17 protein-coding genes are annotated in these 21,676 nt (G+C 60.9%); 10 read left to right on the top strand and 7 right to left on the bottom strand.

The window, feature by feature from the left end:
• Positions 1 to 89: 89 nt before the first annotated feature.
• From rpsD to P5540_08715, 3 genes are all read right to left on the bottom strand, one after another.
• Positions 90 to 698, bottom strand: coding sequence for a 30S ribosomal protein S4 (rpsD, locus tag P5540_08705; protein HRT64896.1), 609 nt, complete (start codon positions 696 to 698; stop codon positions 90 to 92).
• A 225-nt stretch (positions 699 to 923) separates the two neighbouring features.
• Positions 924 to 2,033 carry a LacI family DNA-binding transcriptional regulator gene (locus tag P5540_08710; GenBank protein HRT64897.1) on the bottom strand — a complete coding sequence of 370 codons (1,110 nt, stop codon included), beginning with the start codon at positions 2,031 to 2,033 and terminating at the stop codon, positions 924 to 926.
• Between the two features lie 353 nt (positions 2,034 to 2,386).
• Positions 2,387 to 3,613, bottom strand: a complete 1,227-nt coding sequence (locus P5540_08715; protein HRT64898.1) for an IS4 family transposase — start codon at positions 3,611 to 3,613, stop codon at positions 2,387 to 2,389.
• Positions 3,614 to 3,990: 377 nt separating this feature from the next.
• Here P5540_08715 and P5540_08720 point away from each other — a divergent pair, with 377 nt between their 5' ends.
• The 5 genes from P5540_08720 to ruvB all read left to right on the top strand — a co-directional run bounded on the left by P5540_08720 (position 3,991) and on the right by ruvB (position 9,820).
• On the top strand, positions 3,991 to 5,010 hold the full coding sequence (locus P5540_08720) for a DUF1559 domain-containing protein (GenBank protein ID HRT64899.1): 1,020 nt from the start codon (positions 3,991 to 3,993) through the stop codon (positions 5,008 to 5,010).
• Positions 5,011 to 5,208: 198 nt separating this feature from the next.
• Positions 5,209 to 6,219 (top strand): dTDP-glucose 4,6-dehydratase, encoded by a 1,011-nt coding sequence (rfbB, locus tag P5540_08725; protein ID HRT64900.1) that lies wholly within the window; start codon positions 5,209 to 5,211, stop codon positions 6,217 to 6,219.
• A 97-nt stretch (positions 6,220 to 6,316) separates the two neighbouring features.
• On the top strand, positions 6,317 to 8,020 hold the full coding sequence (locus P5540_08730; protein ID HRT64901.1) for a CoA-transferase: 1,704 nt from the start codon (positions 6,317 to 6,319) through the stop codon (positions 8,018 to 8,020).
• An 8-nt stretch (positions 8,021 to 8,028) separates the two neighbouring features.
• Positions 8,029 to 8,631, top strand: coding sequence for a Holliday junction branch migration protein RuvA (gene ruvA, locus P5540_08735; protein HRT64902.1), 603 nt, complete (start codon positions 8,029 to 8,031; stop codon positions 8,629 to 8,631).
• 166 nt (positions 8,632 to 8,797) lie between these two features.
• Positions 8,798 to 9,820: a Holliday junction branch migration DNA helicase RuvB gene (gene ruvB / locus P5540_08740; protein HRT64903.1), complete on the top strand. Its 1,023-nt coding sequence runs from the start codon at positions 8,798 to 8,800 to the stop codon at positions 9,818 to 9,820.
• A 47-nt stretch (positions 9,821 to 9,867) separates the two neighbouring features.
• On the opposite strand, the gene P5540_08745 is transcribed toward ruvB, so the two are convergent.
• Positions 9,868 to 12,462: a DEAD/DEAH box helicase gene (locus tag P5540_08745; GenBank protein ID HRT64904.1), complete on the bottom strand. Its 2,595-nt coding sequence runs from the start codon at positions 12,460 to 12,462 to the stop codon at positions 9,868 to 9,870.
• Positions 12,463 to 12,642: 180 nt separating this feature from the next.
• Between P5540_08745 and P5540_08750 the strand changes: the two genes are divergently transcribed.
• Positions 12,643 to 13,119, top strand: a complete 477-nt coding sequence (locus P5540_08750; GenBank protein HRT64905.1) for an arsenate reductase ArsC — start codon at positions 12,643 to 12,645, stop codon at positions 13,117 to 13,119.
• Between the two features lie 85 nt (positions 13,120 to 13,204).
• On the opposite strand, the gene P5540_08755 is transcribed toward P5540_08750, so the two are convergent.
• The 3 genes from P5540_08755 to P5540_08765 are packed head-to-tail and all read right to left on the bottom strand — an operon-like array spanning position 13,205 to position 16,596.
• On the bottom strand, positions 13,205 to 15,151 hold the full coding sequence (locus P5540_08755; protein ID HRT64906.1) for a hypothetical protein: 1,947 nt from the start codon (positions 15,149 to 15,151) through the stop codon (positions 13,205 to 13,207).
• A gap of 59 nt (positions 15,152 to 15,210) precedes the next feature.
• Positions 15,211 to 15,876, bottom strand: a complete 666-nt coding sequence (locus tag P5540_08760; GenBank protein HRT64907.1) for a hypothetical protein — start codon at positions 15,874 to 15,876, stop codon at positions 15,211 to 15,213.
• 12 nt (positions 15,877 to 15,888) lie between these two features.
• Complete coding sequence (locus tag P5540_08765) at positions 15,889 to 16,596, bottom strand: sigma-70 family RNA polymerase sigma factor (GenBank protein ID HRT64908.1); 708 nt, start codon at positions 16,594 to 16,596, stop codon at positions 15,889 to 15,891.
• 148 nt (positions 16,597 to 16,744) lie between these two features.
• On the opposite strand from P5540_08765, the gene P5540_08770 reads away from it, so the two are divergent.
• From P5540_08770 to P5540_08785, 4 genes are all read left to right on the top strand, one after another.
• Positions 16,745 to 17,620, top strand: coding sequence for a glycosyltransferase family 2 protein (locus tag P5540_08770; GenBank protein ID HRT64909.1), 876 nt, complete (start codon positions 16,745 to 16,747; stop codon positions 17,618 to 17,620).
• Between the two features lie 88 nt (positions 17,621 to 17,708).
• Positions 17,709 to 18,494 carry a class I SAM-dependent methyltransferase gene (locus tag P5540_08775; GenBank protein HRT64910.1) on the top strand — a complete coding sequence of 262 codons (786 nt, stop codon included), beginning with the start codon at positions 17,709 to 17,711 and terminating at the stop codon, positions 18,492 to 18,494.
• Positions 18,494 to 20,077, top strand: a complete 1,584-nt coding sequence (locus P5540_08780) for an MFS transporter (protein ID HRT64911.1) — start codon at positions 18,494 to 18,496, stop codon at positions 20,075 to 20,077. The genes P5540_08775 and P5540_08780 overlap by 1 nt, the downstream gene beginning before the upstream one ends.
• Positions 20,078 to 20,234: 157 nt before the next feature.
• Complete coding sequence (locus P5540_08785; GenBank protein ID HRT64912.1) at positions 20,235 to 21,536, top strand: UDP-glucose/GDP-mannose dehydrogenase family protein; 1,302 nt, start codon at positions 20,235 to 20,237, stop codon at positions 21,534 to 21,536.
• The last annotated feature ends 140 nt before the right edge of the window (positions 21,537 to 21,676 follow it).

Genomic DNA, 21,676 nt, shown 5'->3' on the forward strand with positions numbered 1-21,676 from the left:
TCCGGGCAACCGGTTAACGGCTTCTGATACTCGTTGCAATAAAAAAGGCGAGCCGCATGCACGGCCCGCCTCGACGAATCAATCGGGGTTCAGCGCGAATAGAAACCAATCACGCCGGCGGTTTCCGCCTTGAACGGGATGGTTTCGAGATTCGGGGTTGCGATCATCTTGCCTTCGAACGATCTCGGAGACCGTTCGAGATATTCCGGCAAGGCGGCCGGAATGGATTCGGCGCCTTCCGCGATCATGGGCATCTTCCGGCTGCGTTCGCGGATGCTGACGGTCATGCCCGGCTTGACCTGAAACGACGGACGATCCACCCTTTTGCCGTTCACGAGCACATGGCCATGCACGACGATTTGGCGGGCGGCCGGAATCGTCGGCGCGAAACCCATCCGGTACAACACGCAATCCAGCCGGGACTCGAGCAGCATCAGCAGATTCGTGCCCGTAACGCCGCCCATGCGTTGCGCAAGCGCGAACGTCTTGCGCATCTGGCGTTCGAGCAGTCCGTAATGCAGCCGGATTTTCTGCTTGTCCAGCAACTGCTGGCCGTAAACCGACATCTTGCGGCGTCCCGACTGCCCGTGCTGCCCGGGGGCAAACGGACGTTTGATCGAAGGGCATTTCGGGCTGCCCCACAAACACGAACCCAACCGGCGGCACAACTTGTGTTTTGGTCCTGTATACTTGCTCATACCAACCCTTTTCGTTATCCGTGCAAAACGATTTTCCGCATGCCCATCGGGCGCAATCCACCCTGCGCGCAATCCGCGCATGCTTGTCAAGAAAAAGTACTATACCGAATTTTGGGCCGGAGAATCAACTTTGCGCATCGCTCGCGCAGCGCGACGCCTTTCATGGCCGCCGCCGCCGCATTTCGCGGGGCGGAATGGCGGCCGGCAGAGAGGCAACCGGCGGCGTCAGGCAAGCAACTCGAACAGGCGTTTCGGCTTGGGGACTTCGCCGTTCTCGACGATTTCGTGCAACACGGGCCGACGGACGATTTGGAAAGGTCCGGGATCCTCTCCGCGGATCCATGCGGCCAGCCGCTCGATGCCCTCGGCGGCCGCCTCGCGAACGGGCAGCCAAACATGGGCGCTCGCCTCGCGCAACACGGCGGCGTTGTCCGCGTAGGTCCATGCCACAATCTCGAAATCCTTGCCGGGCACGCGTCCCGCACGGCGCGCGCCTTCCCGCAGCGCCGTGGCGTCTTCCGTGGCGCTGCAGTCAATCAACGCCGTCACGCCGGTGTCGGCCAGCAGCCGGTACACCTCGTCGGCGATGCTGCGCGCGCCGAAAGTCGCCGAACGGACCAACCGTTCATCCACGGGAATGCCGGCTTCCTCGAGCGCCTTGGCATAGCCCCGGAACCGCTCCACGCCCGGTTGAAAACCGGTCAGCGCCCGAAGCATGGCGATGCGCCGATGGCCGCGATCAATCAGAAACCGCGTGCTGACCCGCACGCCCTCCTCGTAATCCACCGTGGCGCAACTGCAGTCCGGAAGACTGTCCAGCCGGCCAAACGCCACATACGGCATGCCGCTGCGATGCACGCGGTGGATGGCCCTGTCGTTGTACGGCAACGGGCCGACGACGATGCACGCCTTGTACAATTTTTCCCAGATGCCCCGCGCGTAATCCGTGGTCGTTCCGCCGAAATAGGGATTCAAATCGAAGCAGAGGTATTCCCCGCGAACGCCGAACGTCCGGTACAACTCGTCGAAAAGCCAGAGAAACAATCCCTGGCTCACGGGCACCTCGCTCAAGGGTGCGGCCACCGTCAGGCCGATGCAGCCCCGCATCTTGCCGCGCAGACCCCGCGCCCCGATGTTGGCGTGGTAGTCCACGGCGCGCATGATGGACAGGATCCGCTCGCGCGTTTCTTTGCTGACCCCGTCTTTCTGGTTCAATACGCGGCTGACCGTCTTGGCCGATACCCCGGCCTCGCGTGCGATATCGTAAATGGTCCACTCGCGATCCGGTTCGCGATTCAATGCGGCATCCCCCTGTTTGTCCTTGCGAGCACCCATTTATTCTAACTCCACGGTCAGATTATATCGATCGAATTACGTTTACCAGCCCGCGGATCATCGGCTACAGGGCCTTGATTCCGGGATACAACCCCAATAAAGTAATCGGTTACCATACACGATAACAGTATACATTCCGAATTTCATTTCTGTCAAGCGCCTAAAAATAATGATTATTTCCACAGACATCCCATAGGGCTTCAGAAAAGCCCGCACTCTTTTCGTAAGTCGTTATAGGGCAGCCTTCGCCACCGTGTCAACCTGGAATTGTCGATTGTGAATTATGAACTGTTTTTGGCTTTGTGCCCGTGAAACCGTCACGTGCTGTCCCATAGACTACGGGACGCACCCAACTATCCCGATGCAAATCCGGGCAAATACGCTTGCTGGGGTGCGGCAAGCAAGCGGAAGTCGCCACCTGCTGTCCCATAGCTCTGCAGGGTAACGAGTAGATCGCGGCGCGTCCACAGGCAGGCGCGCACCAAGCCGAACAGCCGGGTGAAACTATGCGGCCACTGGCTGAGATGTGCCACGAAACGAAGCAACACATAGACCAGCAGCGCCATCCAGACTTGCCACTGAATAGCATTCTTGCTGTGGCCCTGGAAGTCGCACAACTGGAGCGTCTGCTTGATCTGTTTGAAAAAGGCTTCGATACCCCAACGGTGTTTGTACAAGTCCGCAACCGTCTCCGGCGCCCACTCGAAGTTGTTGGTGATGAATACCATTTCGACGTCCTTGCCATCGCGCTCTACGATGGCGTGCACCAAACGCAGGCGCTTGGGATAGTGTTGGCGCGTCGCGGGCGTGCGCAATACGATTTCATCATCGCGCAGGATGCGGCCTTGCGCACGCCGGATACGGCGCTTGACGCAACGATATTGCAGGTTGTCCTTCGCGCGCGTCACCCACGACACGCCGCGCGCGTCCAAGTCGTACAGGTGCTCAAAATCCACGTACGCCTTGTCGAACAACACGATTTCGCCGGCGCCGATGTCCGCGCAGAGTTCGCGCGCGCGTTTGTTGTCGTTGTGGCCGGCCGTGTCGACGATGGCGAACTTGGGAAGGAAACTCTGGAGATTCAGACGCAGGTGCAATTTCGCCGCAGCCTTTTTGCGCCGGTGTTTAGCCCAGTCCATGCAGTTCGCGATCAACTGAATAGTGCTGGAGTCGACCACGTGAATCATGCGTTTGAAACGCCGGGGAAATCCCCGGTACGTCTTGCCGCCGAACGACGGCATCGTTGCCATGAGGTGTTCAAGCACGGCCCAGAACAAGTCCTCGGCCATTTGCGCCGATCGAATCTTATTGGCGTGCGACAGCGTGTTGCGGGCGGGCGGCGTTGCGCCTCGGATGGCGAACAACTTGCTCACGTGCATGCGCATGCCGTCGCAGACGTTATTCAATCCTATCGCGTGAGAAAGTTGTGCGTAGAGCAATGCGACGATATGGCTCCACGGACTGAAGGTGCGCGCCTGCTCGTCCACTCCGTACTTGCGCGCCTGCTTCGCCACCAGGTGGCCGGGGATGTAGGTGCATATCTGCTGCAATGTGCTAAACTTTGACCGGGCTGATTTCATGGCAATCTTCTCCCTCGCCGCGGCCGTGCCGCAGCGGTGTTCCTGACATGGAGAATCTTGACCCCGAGTCAGCCCTCTTTCAAATCTCTATGGGATGGCTGTGGATTATTTCCATTTTTCTTCATGGTAATTGACAGCCATGAAAAAAACTTCTTGACAAATGCCCCGGGGAATGATAGACTCAATTGTCACCGGTGACGTGCCGGAAAGACGGACATGTGGTATGGCGCAAGCAAGAGGCAACGGTTTACATGGCGGCATCGCAACAGATGATCAAGCGGGCCGGGATATGGTAAACTAGGAACAGGAACCGGTCGTTGTTTCGGCGCGTGCGGCGCCGGAAACGCAAACGGCCGGGCAACACAAGGAGAATTCATATGCGTAAGAAAGGTTTTACCCTGATCGAGCTGTTGGTGGTAATCGCCATCATCGGCATTCTGGCGGCGATCTTGCTGCCGGCGCTGGCCCGTGCCCGCGAATCGGCCCGCCGGTCGAGCTGCCAGAACAACCTGAAGCAGTGGGGCGTCATTCTCAAGATGTACTCGAATGAATCCCCGTCGCAGAAGTGGCCCACGCTGCAATTCGACGCAAGGTATTTGGATGGATCTTTGAAGACCAAATTTGCGTTGATGCCCCGCAACGACGCCATTTTCCCGGAATACCTGACGGATCCGAACATCTACCGTTGTCCTTCGGATTCCGAAGCCAAGGTGGACGACCTTCGCTATCATGGCGCGGTTGGAGAACGGTTCAACTTCACGGGCGGATTTGGCGATGACGAAGTCAGCCGTGACGCATGGGGCCGCAAGGATGATACGGCCATGAGCTACGCCTATTTTGGCTGGCTCTTCGACCGTCTTTCGGACCAAGCCACCGACAACGGCATCGTGCAGCTCAGCGCGGTGAATCTGGGCGGCTTCGGCGAACTCCCGCCCGACGTGGGCGACGTGGATGTTCCGGCGCAGTTCGCCGGTTTCTTCAATGCGCTGGTGGAGGCCGCCTTGCCTGTGGCAGGGGCTCCGGCGGAACAGATTTCCGCGAAGGCCATCGAGATTTCCGATGTTGACCTGCACTTCAAACTCGAAAGTTCGATGACGGCGCCGTTCATGGGCGAAGGCAACGGCGGCGGCAATACGATGTATCGCCTGCGCGAAGGCATCGAGCGCTTCACGATCACCGACATCAACAATCCGGCGGCGACGGCCCAGGCGCAGAGCATCATCTTCACGATGCTGGATGCGTTCGGCCAGGGCAAGGCCATCAAGTACTTCAACCACGTTCCGGGCGGCTGCAACGTGCTGTATCTCGACGGTCATGTCGAGTTCATCAAGTATCCGGGCGCGCAACCGCTCAATCCGGGTATGGCGACGGTGATCGGCGCGGTCATAAGCAGCTGATTTCACAGTCCCAACTCCGATAATCAAATAGACGCATGGCCGGGTTTCCCGGTCATGCGTTTTTTCATGTGCGGATGGATTCAGGATTCCTGCCGGCGGGTTAGACAAATTTCCGGGCGCTTGGCTATACTTGAAGCGTGGGACAGGCTGTCCAGCCTGTCCCGCGATCGACCTTGGTGAAAAGAGGCGCCGAACGGCATGAAGCGGATAATGGTCACGGGTGGAGCCGGATTTATCGGTTCGCATTTCGTCAAATATCAACTGGACACCTATCCCGATGTCCGCATCGTGAATTTCGACAAGCTGACCTATGCAGGCAACCCTGAAAACCTCAAGGGGATTGACGAGTCGCGATATTCGTTCGTAAAGGGCGACATCGCCGATGCGGCAGCCGTCCGGCAGGCCATGGAAGGCTGCGACGCGGTGGTCAATTTCGCCGCCGAGACCCATGTGGATCGCAGCATCGCGGGCGCGTCGGAATTCATAGACACGGACGTCCGGGGCGTGTACAACATCGTCGAGGCCGCGAAATCGCTGGGCATGGCGCGGGTGCTGCTCGTTTCGACCGACGAGGTGTACGGGAGCATTTCGGAGGGCTCCTTCAAGGAAAGCGATCCAATCAATCCGCGCAACCCGTATGCGGCGAGCAAGGCCGGCGGGGAACTGATCGGCCGGTCGTATTTCCACACGTTCGGCACGCCGGTCGTGATTACGCGCGGGTCGAACACCTACGGATCGCATCAGTATCCCGAAAAGGTCCTGCCGCTTTTCGCCACCAACGCGATTGACGGGCTGCCGCTTCCGTTGTACAAGGGCGGCGAACACAACGTGCGCGACTGGCTGTATGTGCGGGATCATTGCAGCGGGATAGACTGCGCGCTCCGGCACGGCAAACCGGGGGAAATCTACAACATCGCCGGGGGCAACGAACGCGAAAACATTGAACTGACGCGCCGGATCCTCGAGTTGACGGGGCGCGGCGAAGACCTGATCCGGCTGGTTCCCGACCGTCCCGGCCACGACAAGCGCTATTCGATTGACGCCGCGAAACTGAAGGCGCTTGGGTGGAGTCCAAAAATGGACTGGGACGAGGGCGTCGCGCTCACGGTGCGCTGGTACCGGGAGAACGAATGGTGGTGGCGCCCCATCAAGACCGGCGAGTACCTCGCGTATTACAAGCGCCAGTACGGGACGGCCTTGCAGCGGTAATCCTTCCCGGCCGGTGGGCCGCGGAATTTTGCACTACACAACGAGGGAGTCTAACCCCGGGGCCGGTGGGCCGCGGGCCGTTGAGGAAGTACGCGGCATGAATATCGTCACGAAAGCCTATTTGGCCCAGCATCTGATTCGATGGAGGCTCACCTGGGCCAAGCGCGACACGCGCTACCGTTATTCCGCCGATGGCAACAACAAATTCATGAGCGCCCGCGACGCGGTCGCCCTAATCCGCGACGGCGACGTCATCGCGACGTCGGGCATCGCGGGCAACCAGCGCGCGGCGATACTCTATTGGGCCATCCGCGAAGTCTACGAGCAGACGGGCCACCCGGCCGGATTGACGCTCCTCTGCTCGGGGGGGCAGGGCGGCCGGGGCAAAGTGCCCGGCAGCATGGAGGAACTCGGGCTCGAAGGGCTTTGCACGCGGCACATCGCCGGCCATCAGGAAACCTTCAAGGCGATTCTTCGCCTCGCGGCAAAGGGGAAATGCGAGATTCAATGCCTGCCGCAGGGGGTCGTGGCGTTTCTGATAGAGGCGCAGGGCCGTGGCGAGGATTCGATCGTGACGCCGACCGGCGTGGGCACGTTTCTGGACCCGCGCGTCGGCCCCGGCTCGCACATCTTCGATCCGAACGCCGAACAGTTGATCTCGGTCGAAGGCGACATGCTGCGCTACCGGGCGCCGAAAATCACGGTGGCCATGTTCGGTGCGCCATCCGCGGACCGCGAGGGAAACGTGTATCTGCGCAACGCCTCGATCATCGGCGAGAGTTTCGATGTGGTCCGCGCGGCGCGCCGCAACGGCGGCCGGGTCATCGTGAATGTCGGACGCGTCGTGGACGGTCCCGAAGGCGATTTGATCATTCCCTCGCGGGACGTGGACGCCATCGTGGTGGATCCCCGCTGCGAGCAGGCGGTTTCGATCAAGCACCGCAAGTACTGGCCGATGCTCACGACCCACAGCGACATGCCGATTGACGAGGCCATCGAACGCCTCCGCTTTATCAACGCCTTCCTGAAAATCACGCCGGTCCGCAGCGAAATTGACAATGTGCTGGCACGGCTCGCGGCAACGGTGTTCGCGGAGAACGTCAAGAAAGGGTCGTATGTGAACATCGGTGTCGGTTTGCCCGAGGAGGCATGCCGCATGCTCCACGAGGCGGGATTGTTGAAAGAAGTAACCGTGTTTACCGAGAGCGGCGTCATCGGCGGCTTGCCGGCGCCCGGCGTGTTTTTTGGAGCGGCCGCCTGCCCGCGTCAGATGGTTTCGACGCCGGAAATCTTTAGAATCATTGCATCCAGGCTCGACGTGACCATGTTGGGCGTGGTCGAGGCGGACAGCGAGGGCAACGTCAACGTGTCCAGGCGCGGCGACGATCCGAGGAACTACGTCGGGCCAGGCGGATTCATTGACATTACGACGGGCGCCAGAACAATCATTTTCGTGACGGCGTGGATGACGCGATCCGAGATCGCGATTGACGGCGGCAAACTCCGGATCAGGCAGCCCGGTCCCTGTAAGTTCATCGAAAAGGTGTCGGAAATCACATTCAGCGGCCGGCAGGCCTTGAAACATGGCAAGAAGGTGTTCTATGTGACAACGGTCGGCGTGTTTCGCCTGACCGAACGCGGCATGGAACTCGTTCGCGTGATGCCGGGTGTGGATATCCATCGTGATATAGTATCCGCGACGACGATGAGGATCGTCTTGCCGGAATCGGGCGAGGTTCCGGTGGTGGACGAATGTGTCGTCACGGGCAAAGGCTTCACGTTGTCCTACAAAGAGGAATAAACGGAATCATGTTCGCGTTTCTGCGGGGCACGGTCGCGCACAAGACGGCGGAGCACATCGAACTCGACGTCAACGGCGTCGGGTATGAAATCAGCGTTCCGGACGGCGTCGCGCGCAAGCTGGCGATCCAGCAGGAAGCGACGCTGCTGACGCATTGCCACATCCGCGAGGACGCGTTTCAGATCTTCGGATTTCTGAGCGAGGACGAACGCGGGGTGTTTCGCACGCTGTTGGGCATTACGGGCGTCGGACCGAGGATGGCGCTCACGATTCTCTCGGCGATGAGTGTTGCGGAATTTCGGCGGGCCGTGCTTGAAAGCGATGTCAAAGCGTTTACCCGGGTAAACGGCGTCGGCAAGAAAACCGCCCAACGCGTCGTGCTTGAATTGAAGACGCGGATGGGCGAAGATGCCGAACTCAGCGCGATCCTCGGCGAACAGGCCGAAGGCGGCCAGCCGGAGTCGGACGACGTGATCGCGGCGTTGTGCGCGCTGGGCTGTACGCTGGGCGAGGCCCGGAAAGCCGCGGCCACCGCCCGTAAACAACTCGGCGCGGACGCGGCCGTCGAGGAACTGGCCAAGGCCGCGCTGCGCAGTCTCGCGCGGGTATAACCAGGCGCGACAGGACACATGGGACGTATGGAACATACAGGGTCTACAAGGCGAAACGCGGATCCCGGCGTCCGGAAAAGGGACGCGGTTTGTGCGCGTTGCCCGACCCGTCCGATCGGTCTGATCGGTCCCATGCCTGCCCCCATCCAATCCCACAGGTCGCGCCATGCCCATTGATGAAATCATCAACCCGAAGCCGTTCGACGACGATCAGGTCTTCGACGATCAGATCCGGCCGAAGCGGCTCGAGGATTTCCCCGGGCAGGAGGCCATCAAGGAAAAACTGCGCATCTCGATTCAGGCGTCCAGGCAACGCGGCGAACCGCTCGATCATCTGCTGCTCTGCGGACCGCCGGGCCTGGGCAAGACGACGCTTGCGCGCATCCTCGCCAATGAAATGGGCGTGGACATCAAGTCGTCTTCCGGCCCTGTCATCGAGCGGCAGGCCGACCTTTCGGCCATTCTGACCAGCCTCGAAGAACACGATATCCTGTTCATTGACGAGATCCACCGGCTCAACCATGCCGTCGAAGAAACGCTGTACTCGGCGATGGAGGATTTCGAGGTGGACATCATGCTCGGCAAGGGGCCGACAGCCCGATCTCTCAAGATCGGCCTGAAACCCTTCACGCTGATCGGCGCGACCACGCGGGCCGGACTCCTCACGCCGCCGTTGCGCGCGCGATTCGGCGACACGTGCCGGCTCGAGTTCTACAGTCCCGAAGAGCTCGAATGCATCGTGATGCGTTCGGCGCGCATCTTCAATACCGCCATCGAGTCCGAGGGCGCGCTTGAAATCGCGGCGCGTTCGCGCGGCACGGCGCGCATCGCCAACCGGCTGTTCCGCCGCGTTCGCGACTATGCGCAGGTCAAGGGCGATGGCACCGTCACGCGGGACATGGCCCGGCGCGCGCTCGAACTTCTCCGCATTGACGACCTCGGCCTCGACGATATGGATCGCCATATTCTCCATGCGATCATAGACAAGTTCGCCGGTGGTCCCGTCGGATTGTCGTCGCTGGCGGTCTCCGTGGGCGAAGAACCCCAGACGCTCGAAGAGGTCCACGAGCCGTACCTCATTCAAATCGGCTTCCTCAAGCGCACGCAGCAGGGCCGGGTCGCCACGCCGCGTGCGTACCGGCATTTCGGCCTTACGCCCCGCGATGCCGATCAGGAATCGCTTTTCTGACAGCGCGACGGAAAAGCCGCTCGCCCTGCGCGTGTGGTGTTCCCTATCTATATCATTGAAGGGACCGCGCGGGTGCGCAACAGGACGTCTTCGGGCGGCAATGCGAGGACGAATCCGCGCTTGGGCACGGTCATCACGAGTTCGGAACGATCCGGCAGGTGTTCGGCGATGCGCGACAGCAGTTTCCGCTTCTGAAAACTCATTTGCGATTCGTTGACGATGGTGTCGCCCCAAACTTTTTTGTACACGGTGTCGTACGGGATGCACTCGCCGGGCGCCGTCGCAAGGACGCGGATCAGCCGGTACTGTTTTTCCTGCAAGCGGATATGGATGCCGTCGAGCAGGATTTCGGCCGGGTGGCGATCATCTATGACAAGCACGGGTTCGCGGGACGCCGCCGGTTGGCCGGATTTTCCGCCGGACGCCCCGATCGCCCATTCCTTCAGTAATCGCGCCGTGTGCGCGGGCAGCCAGCCTTGCAGCGTTTCCGGCGCGACGCGGGCCAGCGCCTCCGGCGTGTCGAGGCCGCGCGAGGTCAGGGCAATCAGGGCGGAACGGTTCAGCCCGGGGAAGGCGAGTTGCGCCAAGGGAAGCGCCTCGTCCCGCAGGCCGTGCTGAACCCGTTTCGCCAGCGCCGCAACGCGTTCGATGAAGGTTTCGGAAGCGCCCATGGCCGTGGCGATGGCGGCCGCTGCGTCAATCAGCCACGCGATTTGATCGGCGGCGGCAAGAATCTGGCCCGCCATGACCCGGTAACGGTCCTCGATATCGGCGACGGCGGCATGATCGATCCAGTCCGCCAGGACCAACGCCGTTTTGACCGCCCGCATTTCATCGAAAAACGGCATCGGTGAACCGTGGCGCAGCCGATTCATCGGCACGTCGGCGGCGATATCGTCCATTTCGGTCATATGCTTGAGTTGGCCGATGTAATCCGCGTGTTCGTATTCCTGGGCCGTCAACGCCATCGCGAGGCTCCGCCCGTCGCGCGTCATGGCGGCGGCCAGCAGAAGATCAATGTCGCTCCAGACCCGCCGCTGCGATTCGAGAATCCAATGTTCGAGGTCGCGCCCGGTTTCGATCAGGATGCCGGTCGAGGCCACGGCCAGCCCGAACGGCGTGGGTTCGAGGCGGCCGCGATCCGGATCGCTCAGGATGGCGCCGGCATCCGCCGCGCGGTTCTTGGCGGTGCGGATGCGGCATGCGATTTCGTCCGGCGACAGCGTCTTGCGCCATACCCAGTGCGCGGTGAGCGTGCCTTCGAGAAACTGCCGCAGTTCGGAATCGGTGCGGCAAAAACGCGCGGCCACCAGGCGCAGGATATGGTTTTCGAGCGAGTCCTTGGCCAGACGCGGCTCGATCGGTTCGCGTTCGCCCTCGACGTAGCGTCGCCACAGGCTCTCGCGGTCGAAGGGCGTCAGAGCAATCAGGATGGATCGCCCGAAGGCGTGCCCCGCGCCGTAGCGGCCCGCGCGCCCGCCCATGTTCTCGTATTCGCCCCGCAGGATCGGCGTTTTCCACGGCATGTTGATCCGGTCGTCGTACTGCCATTTTTCCGCGGAGATGAACACATTTTGCGCGGGAAGGTTCATGCCGGCGGCCAGCGTGCCCGTCGAGACGATGACCTTGATTTCGCCCGCGCGGAATCCTGCTTCGACCGCCTGGCGCTCTTCGGGGGACAAGTCGGCGTTGTGGAAAGCGACGCCGTTCGCGCAGGTGTCGAGCAGTCCGTTGCGCGAGCGCGTGGATTCGAGATCCCGCAGCGCCTCGATCGTGTCCCGCGCTGCGGGCAGCGACAGCCGGCGCGACAGCACCTCGGCGGCGCGGCGCGACTCGTGTTTCGCCTTCACGAACACCAGGCACGATTCGCCGCGTTCGGCCAGCATCCGCACGTTTTCGGCCAGCACGTCCCATGTGGCCTGTCCGACGATGTTGACCAGTTCCTCCTCGCCGTTCTGGCGGTCGTTGTGCGTACGGTATTGAAAGACGCCCTTGTGGAGAACGCCGTAGCGCAACTCAACCGGTCGCCGCTCGTAATACAGCAGCCGCGCGCGCAGCCATTCGGCCAATTCCCCGGCGCGGCCAATGACCGCGGACAACCCGATTATCCGCGTGCCGGCCTGGAGCAGCCGCGTCAGCAGGATCTCGACCAGCGCTCCGCGTTCCGGATCGGACAGCAATTCGAGTTCGTCCGCGACGACCAATCCCAATTCGCCGCACTGCTCCGGACGCCGCACAAGCAATTGCGAGAGTTTTTCATATACGACCACCGCGATCTGGAATTCGCCCTGCTCGAGTTGCGTGTCGAATTCCCGGCGATCCCGCGTCGAAACGATGACCTTGAATCCGTACGGCTCGTATTTCGCGCGAAACTCCCGGTATTTCTCCTCCGCCAGCGCCTTCAGCGGCACGAGGTATACCGCCCGTTTCCGGCTCAACGCCGCCTGCACCGCCGCCATCTCGCCCACGAACGTCTTGCCCGAACTCGTCGGCGCCTGGATCAGCAGATTTTCCGCCCCGAACAGCCCGTACTGTTTGATAGCCATCTCCTGCAGCGGCAGCAAGTCCTCGCTTTCCGTTTGCCGCCAGATATCCAGGATTTCGACCGGCACCGCATATCGAATCAACTCGTTCGTCTTCATGGTTCAGCCCTCCCAAAGACAACCCAAGTATACTGAATATATATTCAGTTTTCAAGTAAAAATTTGGGCGGCCTGTACCGCTTCCGTGGACTTGTGATTGCGACGCCTCCGCGATGCCTTTGCCATTGTGCATCCGGCGCAATTTTGTTATTGTGGAACGATGAAAAGGAAACCATGACGATGTCGGCTCCGAAACGGGTTCTGTTTATCTGCAGCGGCAATTCTTGCCGGAGCCAAATGGCCGAAGGATGGACGCGCCACTTGCAACATCGCTGTATCGAGGCTTATTCGGCGGGTATTTCGGCATACGGGCTCAACCGTGTGGCCGTGCGTGTGATGCTTGAGGCGGGCGTGGACATTTCAGCCTACCGTTCAAAGCGGATTCAGGATTTGGGTCATGCCCGTTTTGATTGCGTGATTACCGTGTGCGAAAACGCGGACGAGCGGTGTCCAACGTTTCCCGGCGGCCCGCGTCGGCTGCATGCGCGTTTCGAGGATCCTGTCGCGCTGGCGCAATACGCCGCGAGCGACGAGGAAGCCCTTGAACATTACCGCCGGGTTCGCGACGAGATTCGCGCATTCGTGGAACGATTGCCGGAATTGTTGTACGGCCCGGAAACCGGGGAAGAACCGGCCGGCCCGCACCGGCAAGCCTGATGGATGACATGGAACCGGACAGCAGTCTATTTCATCCCCCGTATCCCCTTCGTCCTCAGCGAAAGAGCCGCCTGCAACCGCCCCTTCAATTGATCGCGATATCGCCGTTTTTGGTTTGGAGCGTTATCCGAAAGGGTCCCGATCCCACCTTGACAAATTCCTGAAAATCCTTGCGGATGCTGCCCGTCAGGGGGATGCCCGAATGAACGGATCCGTTTTCGGCCGTGGCGGCGATGGCGGCATCGGTTCCCGGCGGGAGAAGAATGCCGATGCTGCCCTGTTCGGCGCGGATATCGTAGTTTCCGGGAACGGTATCGAGCGACAACACCCGTACATCTCCGCCTTTCGCGCGCACTACGATTTCCCCATGCGGCGATTCGATGGTCGTTCGGGCTTGCGACGCCTCGACCGTTGTTTTTCCATACACGTCTTTCAAGGCGATTTCGCCATAGGATGCGGAAGCCTCCACGGGACCTGCGCACGCGCTCACCCGGATGTCGCCTTTTCGGTTGGCCAGGCTGATCGCGCCCTTGACGTGTTCGACGGCAACGGCGCCGGCATTTTGAACGACGGACACCGTACCGCCCAGCCCTTCGACGCTGGTGTGGCCGTCTTGGGCCTGGACTTGCAGGGAAGCGCCTCGCGGGCATTCGATCGTGAGGTCAACGCGATAGACCGTGCATCCGAGTGCGGCCATGTTGTCGGTTGCGCCGGTGCGGATGGAAATGGCGCCGCCTTCCCCGCGCGTGGCGCGAACGTCGAGCGCCTGAAGGGCGGCGCGCACATTGGGCTGCGATTGGACCCGGACATATTTGGTGGCCGTCGCCCGCAATCCGGATGCATCGGCGCCGACGATGCGGACATCGCCCGCCATGCTTTCGACAATCACTTTTCCGTCGTCCGGGATGGTTTCCGCCAGCGTCAGAACCTCCTTGAAAGGCTGTCCGGAGGTTGTGGCGGCGACGGCATCGGAAGTCGTGCCGGATGTCGAATCCGTTTTTTTGATGGCGATGTCCCCAAACGACGTTCGCAAGGCAATGCGAACCGGCTCTTCCGCGTCGTTCGATCGCGCGCTTACGAATCCCTGCTCCGCGGCCCGTGAAAGGGGAATATCGGACTGCACGTCGCCAAACAGGGCCGTGGCGCTGAACGGCGGCGATTTGTCCTTCGGTATCCAGAACGTAATCGATCCGCTTTCGCAGGCGATATCCGCTTCAGCGCCTTCCGGCACTTCGTATAGTTCGATGCCGCCCCGGAAATTGGCGGCCTTGAGCGAGCCGGCCACGTTACGAAACACGGCCCGCGCACCGTGTAGATCGAAAATGCCGCCTTGGTGCAGATTCCGGACTTCGACCGGAAATTCACCGCGCGCGCGTACTTCGGCGCGGCCCATGATGTCGCGCAGTTCCACGGCGCCGTAACGGACGTCCAAGACGATCGCGCCGCCGACGCCGGCGATATGGGTATCGCCAAAATCGTTGCGGGCCGTCACCTGGGCGTCTTTGGGAACAAGGAGTTCGTAGTTGACCTCATAGGTCAGTTTGCCCATGTCCGATCGCGGATTTGGAAAAGCCGTTTCGGCTTCGATACGGTTCGTGGCCGCGATTACATTGATTGAAATGCCTTGGAGCAGTTCACGGGCAAGGGCGGTGGTTTCCGCGCGAACGGCGATGCGCGCCACAATCTGGACCACCTGATTATCCCATGTGGCCACGCGGATGCCGCCAAACGCATTCGACACCGACACATGGACGCCGCCTGCAACCGGGTAGCGCTCTTCAAACTCGCGCGATTCGACGAAGCCGCCCTCTTCGCCATGGCCGAAGCCCAACCCCGGCCCCAGCAGATCCTGAGTTTTCCGCCCGACAAAATCGAGGCCGCGGGCAACGCCGTCGAACACCGATCCCACGCGGTCCATCAGATTGCCCTGCGCCGCGGCGTTGCCGGCGACGGACAAGCCGGAGACCACAAGCAGGCAGACGAGGCGCCATGAAAGGCCTGCCGTTTGTCTATCGGTTTTTCGACACGTCATGAACACGCCGCCATCTGTTCTTTTCCCTCGGAAGGACCTCCCCCGGCTTTCTCGAACCATCACAGGCTGCTTTGAAGATATAGCGCGCGCAACGCCTGCGCTTGACGCTGGAGATTGGCGTCCATGACCCGGCTGGCGCGCAGACAGCCGGGATTGCGCTGAAGCGCGGCTCGGGCCGCCTCGATATCGGTATTCAGCGCCTGCACGGTCCGGCGGCGCTCGATTTCGACCGGACTGAATCGCCGGGAGGAAACGGATTGCACGGCCGCCGCTAGCGCTTGGACCTCGGCGCTGGCCCGGAGGACGGCGTCGGGGGAAAGTACGGCCTCTTCCACGGGTTCCGATGCCGTGGCGTAGTGGGACGGCGTGTTCGGCGCCGCGTTCAGGGCCGCCTTGAATACGGCCATGGCCACCAACAGGACGCCCGCCGCGTAGGCCATACCCTTGGCCAATGGACGAATGCGGGAACGGCGCTGCCGCCGTGATTCAATCGCGGTGCGTTGCTCCCGCGCCGCAAGCAGGACACGCGTGGTAAAGTCTTCGGAAGGCTCGATTTCGCCGGAACGGCGAAGCAACTCGAAGGAAGCCCGCATCCGCTGGACCTCCGCCATGCACGTCGGGCAGGCGGACACATGCCCGCCCACCTTGGCAGACAGGATCCCGCGACGATCCGCAAGGCCTTCCGCATAGGCCATCAGGTCATGCTTGCCCGGATGCCATTTCATCCCGCAACGCCCTTACACGTATTCCCTGAACTTTTCCAGCAGCGGACGCAACGCGCGTTCCGCGCGCACCACACGCGATTTCACCGTGCCCACCGGTGTATCCGTAATGTGCGCGATTTCCTCGTAAGGCAAATTATGAAAGCGCAACAGGACAAACGCCTCGCGCTGATGCTCCGGTAGATGCTTAAGCGCCGCGTTTACCGCCTCGGAAATCTCGACGCGCTGAAAATCCTCCAAGACCGACGTCCGTTTGTCGCCCACATGCTCCAAGGGATCGAACTCGTCTTCGTCATGCGAATGGTTGCCCAAAAACGAAGAAAAACTGAAGAGTTTCGGTCGCCGTTTCGTCCGTTGCCACTCTTTGGACACGATATTCGACGCAATCGCATACAGGTAGGTCGTGAATTTCGCGGTCGGCTGGTACCTCGGGGCATTCTTGACCAGCGCCATAAAAACTTCCTGCGTAAGTTCTTCCGCCACATGGCGGTTCTGCAACATGCGGTACATGTAATTCAAAACGCCTTTTTGATGGCGGCGGACCAATTCGGCGAAAGCCTCTTCCGAACCGTCGGCATGCAGCGCCATGAGGGCTTCATCGCCCAATTCGCGCAAGGGGGGCGTTTCCGAGCCGATTACGCGAAAACGCGCCTCGGATTGCTTCACCGCCGCATTCTGCATGCGTTCCGCCATACCGCGCTGGCTGTCCTTGTTCCGGGACAATCCTGTTCTTTCCTTATCGAATGCCCTTGCGGGCGAAAAAGTTCCCTTATTTGTCAAGAGTATACTACAGCCGGCGAAAAAAGCCAAGCCTTCGGACTGTTTCTTGGGATTTTGTCTCCCGAAAGTCCGGGCGGTTATAGTGTGCGGCATGAACGCGCCATCCGAAACGTGCGATGTGTGTGTCGCGATCCTAATTCGCGACGCGGGCGGACTCCTGCCCCGCCTGCTCGATGCGGTGTTTGCCCAGCACACCACACGGCGCTTCGAGGTTCTGGCCGTTGATTCCGGTTCGACCGACGGATCCCAGGACGTTCTGCGCAGGTATCCAGTGCGGCTGGTTGAAATACCGCGCGAGACGTTCAATTGGGGTCGGACGCGGGACTTTGCCTATCGGCAATCCGCCGCGCCGATTATGGTGAATCTTTCGCAGGACGCCATCCCGATGCGCACGGACTGGCTCGACAACCTGATCCGTCCGCTGGAGGATCCCGGCATGGGCGTTTCCTGCGGTTCGTCCGTGCCGGATCCCGATCGCGGGTTCCCCCAGTTCCCGTGGGAACGCAACGGGTATTTCTATTTCACGCGCGAAATCCGCGCATTCGTATCGCGATACGGGCGCGGGCTGAGTTTCGCGAACTCGGCGGTTCCCCGCCGTGTTTGGGAAAGACTCCGGTTCGACGAGCAGCCCACGGGGGAGGATTTCCAATTTCAGCGAAAATTGGTCCGGGCGGGCTTTGGTATGGCGTTTCCGAGCGATGCCCCGGTGCTGCATCATCACAATTACTCGATCGGCGCCTTGTGGCGCCGCTGCCGGAACGAAGGCTACTCCCTCAAACTGATGGGATGCCCCTATTCCGAATGGGACCTGTTCATGGATCTTGCAAGTCCGCGCAAATATGTCCAGTGGCTGCGCGAGGTCCGATACGGACGCCTCCATACGACCGCGGATTTCCTTTTTCCCGTGGCGCGGCCCTTGGCGGTGTATATGGGCAGCCGGTTTACGCGGAAACCGATATGGTACTGATGGGGACAGACGGGATGCGTGTCCGAGTTCGGGGCCGTCGTCCACCGTCCGAACCCGCTTGCACCGTCGTCCGTGAAAGGTGGGGCTTATGACGGGTTCAACACACAATGCCCCGGAGCGAAAAGCGGACACGCGCAACGCCGTCCGGCGATATTACGAGGAAAACCCGCTCATGGTGAGTTCGCCGTTCGGCGGCGTGGACGGCGTCAACGCGAAATTGATCATGCAGGTCTGGGGCGCGCTCGGGATTGATCTGCGCGGGCGGCGTGTGTTGGACGTGGGCTGCGGGCGCGGTTTTCTGGCGGACGTCGTGCGCGACTTGGGCGGCGAATACGCGGGCACGGATCTGGTCGCCGGGCGCGGCGGATTTCCGCTGGCGCTTGCCGATGCCGTTTACCTGCCGTTCGGGAACAAGGCATTCGACGCGGTTCTGTGCATTGACGCCTTCGAACATTTTCCGGAACCCGTGGCCGCGGCGCGCGAATTCCGCCGCGTGCTTCGGCCCGGCGGCTTTGTCTTTTTGTCCGTTCCGAACTATGCGAACATGGCGGGAATCGTCAAAGGGTGGTGCGAACGGTTCGGATCATACGAACCCGACACATGGGCGCCGTTCCGGCGCTGGCAGCCGCAGCAACTCGAACATTTCACGACAAGCCGCCGCGTGCGCAAGACGTTTCGCAAGGCGGATTTCACGCAGTTTCGCCGGTTGGGCCATCCGCCGGAAACCGGTCTTGGACTGTTTCCCTGGATGGAGCATCCCAAAATGCCGGATCGAATCCGCTTCCGTTTGCAACGCATTTTCGGTACGATTGGCCCCGCGTTGGCCCGGATGGTTCCGGCGTCCAGTTTGCATCTGTTCTGGAGGATTTCGTGATGGGTGTCATTGGGAGGGTGCTGGATTTCTACCGGACCCGGCCTGATCAGCCGATTATGGCGGATCAGGCGGCCATCCGCCGCGAGTACGAATGGCGCCGCTGGTCCGTGTTTCTGTCCATCACCTTGGGCTACGGGTTCTTTTACGTGTGCCGCCAGGCTTTTTCCGTGGCCAAGAAACCCATGCTCGAGGACGGGATTCTCAACGCGGATCAAATGGGCCGGATCGGTTCGGCGCTCCTGCTGACCTATGCGTTTGGGAAACTTTTCAACGGTTTTCTGGCCGATCGCAGCAATATCGCGCGGTTTTTTTCGACCGGCCTGCTGGGAAGCGGCGTGCTGGTCATCCTGTTCGGATTCAACCGTTACTTCTGGCTGTTTGTGCTGTTGTGGGGATTGAACGGGTGGTTCCAGAGCATGGGATCCGCGCCGTGCGGCGTGTCGCTGTCGCAATGGTTCAGCAACCGCGAACGCGGCACGCGGTACGGCATCTGGAGCATATCGCACGGACTGGGCGAGGCTGTGGCGTTTCTCGTCATTGCGGCCATCATCGCCTCGTTCGGCTGGCGGTACGGTTTTTGGGCCTCGGGAGGCCTCGGCGTTGTCGTGGCCGCGATTCTGTTCTGGACGATGGCGGATCGCCCGCGCACCTACGGTTTGCCCCTCGTGTCGGACTACAAGAACGATCACGCGCCCGATGCGCATCTGGCGAACGCGCCGGTCGGTCGGGTGCAATGGGAAGTCATCCGAAATCCCGTGATCTGGGTGTTGGGCCTGTCGAGCGCGGCCATGTATATTTCCCGGTACGGTATCAACAGTTGGGGCATCCTGTATTTGCAGGAAGACAAGGGATATACGCTGGTCGGCGCCGGCACGCTGTTGTTCGTGGCGAAAATTTCCGAAACCGCCGGCACCCTGCTCAGCGGGATCATTTCCGATGTCTTTTTCAAGGCGCGGCGGGGCGCCACCACGCTGGGATATGGGCTGATTCAAATTATGGGACTGCTGATCCTCTTTTTTTCGCCCACCAATTACGTGGCGACGCTCAATGAGGACTTGGCGGGGGAACTCCGCGCGGGACCCATCGCGCCGGTCCTGCGCTACGCGCTGGCCGAACGCCATGTCGCGCTGCGGGCCGATGCGGACCTGACCAAACAGACCGAAAAAGACCGCACGATATGGACAATCCGAAACGGCGGCTGGCCGCTGGGCAAGGACTACCGGATTCTGACCGACGGCGGCCAACTGCGTTTGTTCCGCGACAATCGCCTCGTTCACTATATCGGCCTGAGTCTCTTTGGATTCGGCCTCGGCGGATTGCTCGTGCTGCTGGGGGGATTGATTGCCATTGATTTGTGCCCGAAGCGCGCGGCGGGCGCCGCCATGGGCTTTATCGGTTTCTTTAGTTACATCGGTGCATCCGTGCAGGACTTCGTCAGCGGACGGCTCATTCAAGCCGGCAAGATGACCGTCCACGGGCAGGTCGTTCATGATTTTCATGCCGCCTATTGCTGGTGGCTCGGCGCGGCCATCGTTTCGATGCTGTTGTACTGCACCATCTGGAAGGCCAAGCCAAAAGAGTAACCGGCATTTTGAAACGCCTCAAGTTGTTGCGCGTGACGGGAAGGCATGATAGCATGGAATCCAACGGGAACCGGCGGTTCCGTCTGTCGCGGCGCGGGTCGCATCGCGAAACGATACGCTGGCGCATTTCTGAAAAGGTTTGCCGAGGAATACATCCATGAAAATCGCGGTGGTCGGTGTGGGTTATGTCGGTCTGGTTGTGGGGACGGGTCTGGCGGAAAACGGTCATTTTGTGACCTGCGTGGATCGCGACGAGGAACGCATCCAGGCGTTGCGGGCCGGCCAGTTGCCGATCTATGAGCCGGGACTCGAAGAATTGATGAAACGCAATATCGAGGAGGAGCGTCTTGGTTTTACGACCGATTTCGACACGGCCGTCGAAAATTCGCTGCTCGTGTTCATCTGTGTCGGCACGCCTTCGCTTGAAGACGGCCACGCGGACGTGTCCGAGGTCATGGCCTGTGCCGAACAAGTGGCGCAGGCGATGCGCGGTTACCATATCATCGTGCTCAAGAGCACCTGTCCCGTCGGCATGGCGGACAAGGTTCGCGAACGCGTCGCGAGCCTGACCTCGCAGCCGTTCGACGTGGTCGTGAACCCGGAATTCCTCAAGGAAGGCGCGGCGGTGGACGATTTCATGCGCCCCGACCGCGTGCTCATCGGCTGCGAAGACGTCCGTGTGCAGGAAATCATGAAGGAACTCTATGCGCCGTTCATGCGCACCGGAAAGCCGATCCTCTGCATGGGCGTCCGCAGCGCCGAAATGACCAAGTATGCCGTCAACGTCACCTTGGCCGCGCGCATTTCGCTCATCAACGAACTTGCGAATATCTGCGAGGCATACGGCGCCGACATTGGGGAGGTTCGGGAAGGACTCATGGCCGACAGCCGGATCGGTTCGACCTATTTGTTCCCCGGGCTGGGTTTTGGCGGATCGTGTCTGCCGAAGGACGTTGTCGCCTGCGCGACATTCGCGCGCGACAAGGGCATCCCCTGCGACATGCTCGACGCCGTGTCGGCCGTCAACGACCGCCAGGTTCAAATGTTCATTGATCGCATCTTCCGACATTATGGCGGATCGGTGACCGGCAGGCGCTTCGCGATTTGGGGACTCAGTTTCAAACCCCGTACCGACGACATCCGCCATGCCCCCGCATTGCGTGTGCTCGACGCCTTGCTCGAAGGCGGGGCTTCGGCGGCCGTGTACGATCCGGTGGCCAATCGCAAGGTGGCCGCGATCTATGGCGACCGCATTCTGGTCGGAGCCAAAAGTTACGCGGTGCTCGAAGGCGCCGACGGGCTTGTCATCGCCACCGAATGGCGCGAATTTCACAACCCCGATTTTGCCCGCATCGCTTCGCTCATGCGCGAAAAGGTCATTTTCGACGGGCGCAATCTCTACAATCCCAAAGTCCTCGCCGGTCATGGGTTCCGTTATTACAGCATCGGCCGCGCCTGATTGCGACGCCCCGAACATCTCCTCGCCGCCCCTTGTTCGTGATCGTGCCCGTATCCACAATCGCAATCATACCAACTTGAGAGTACCGTGTTCTCGGAGTCGTGAAGGTCTCGGAATGTAACGCCGATTTCCAAATCGGC

The organism is Candidatus Hydrogenedentota bacterium (assembly GCA_035450225.1).
Lineage (GTDB): Bacteria > Hydrogenedentota > Hydrogenedentia > Hydrogenedentales > SLHB01 > DSVR01.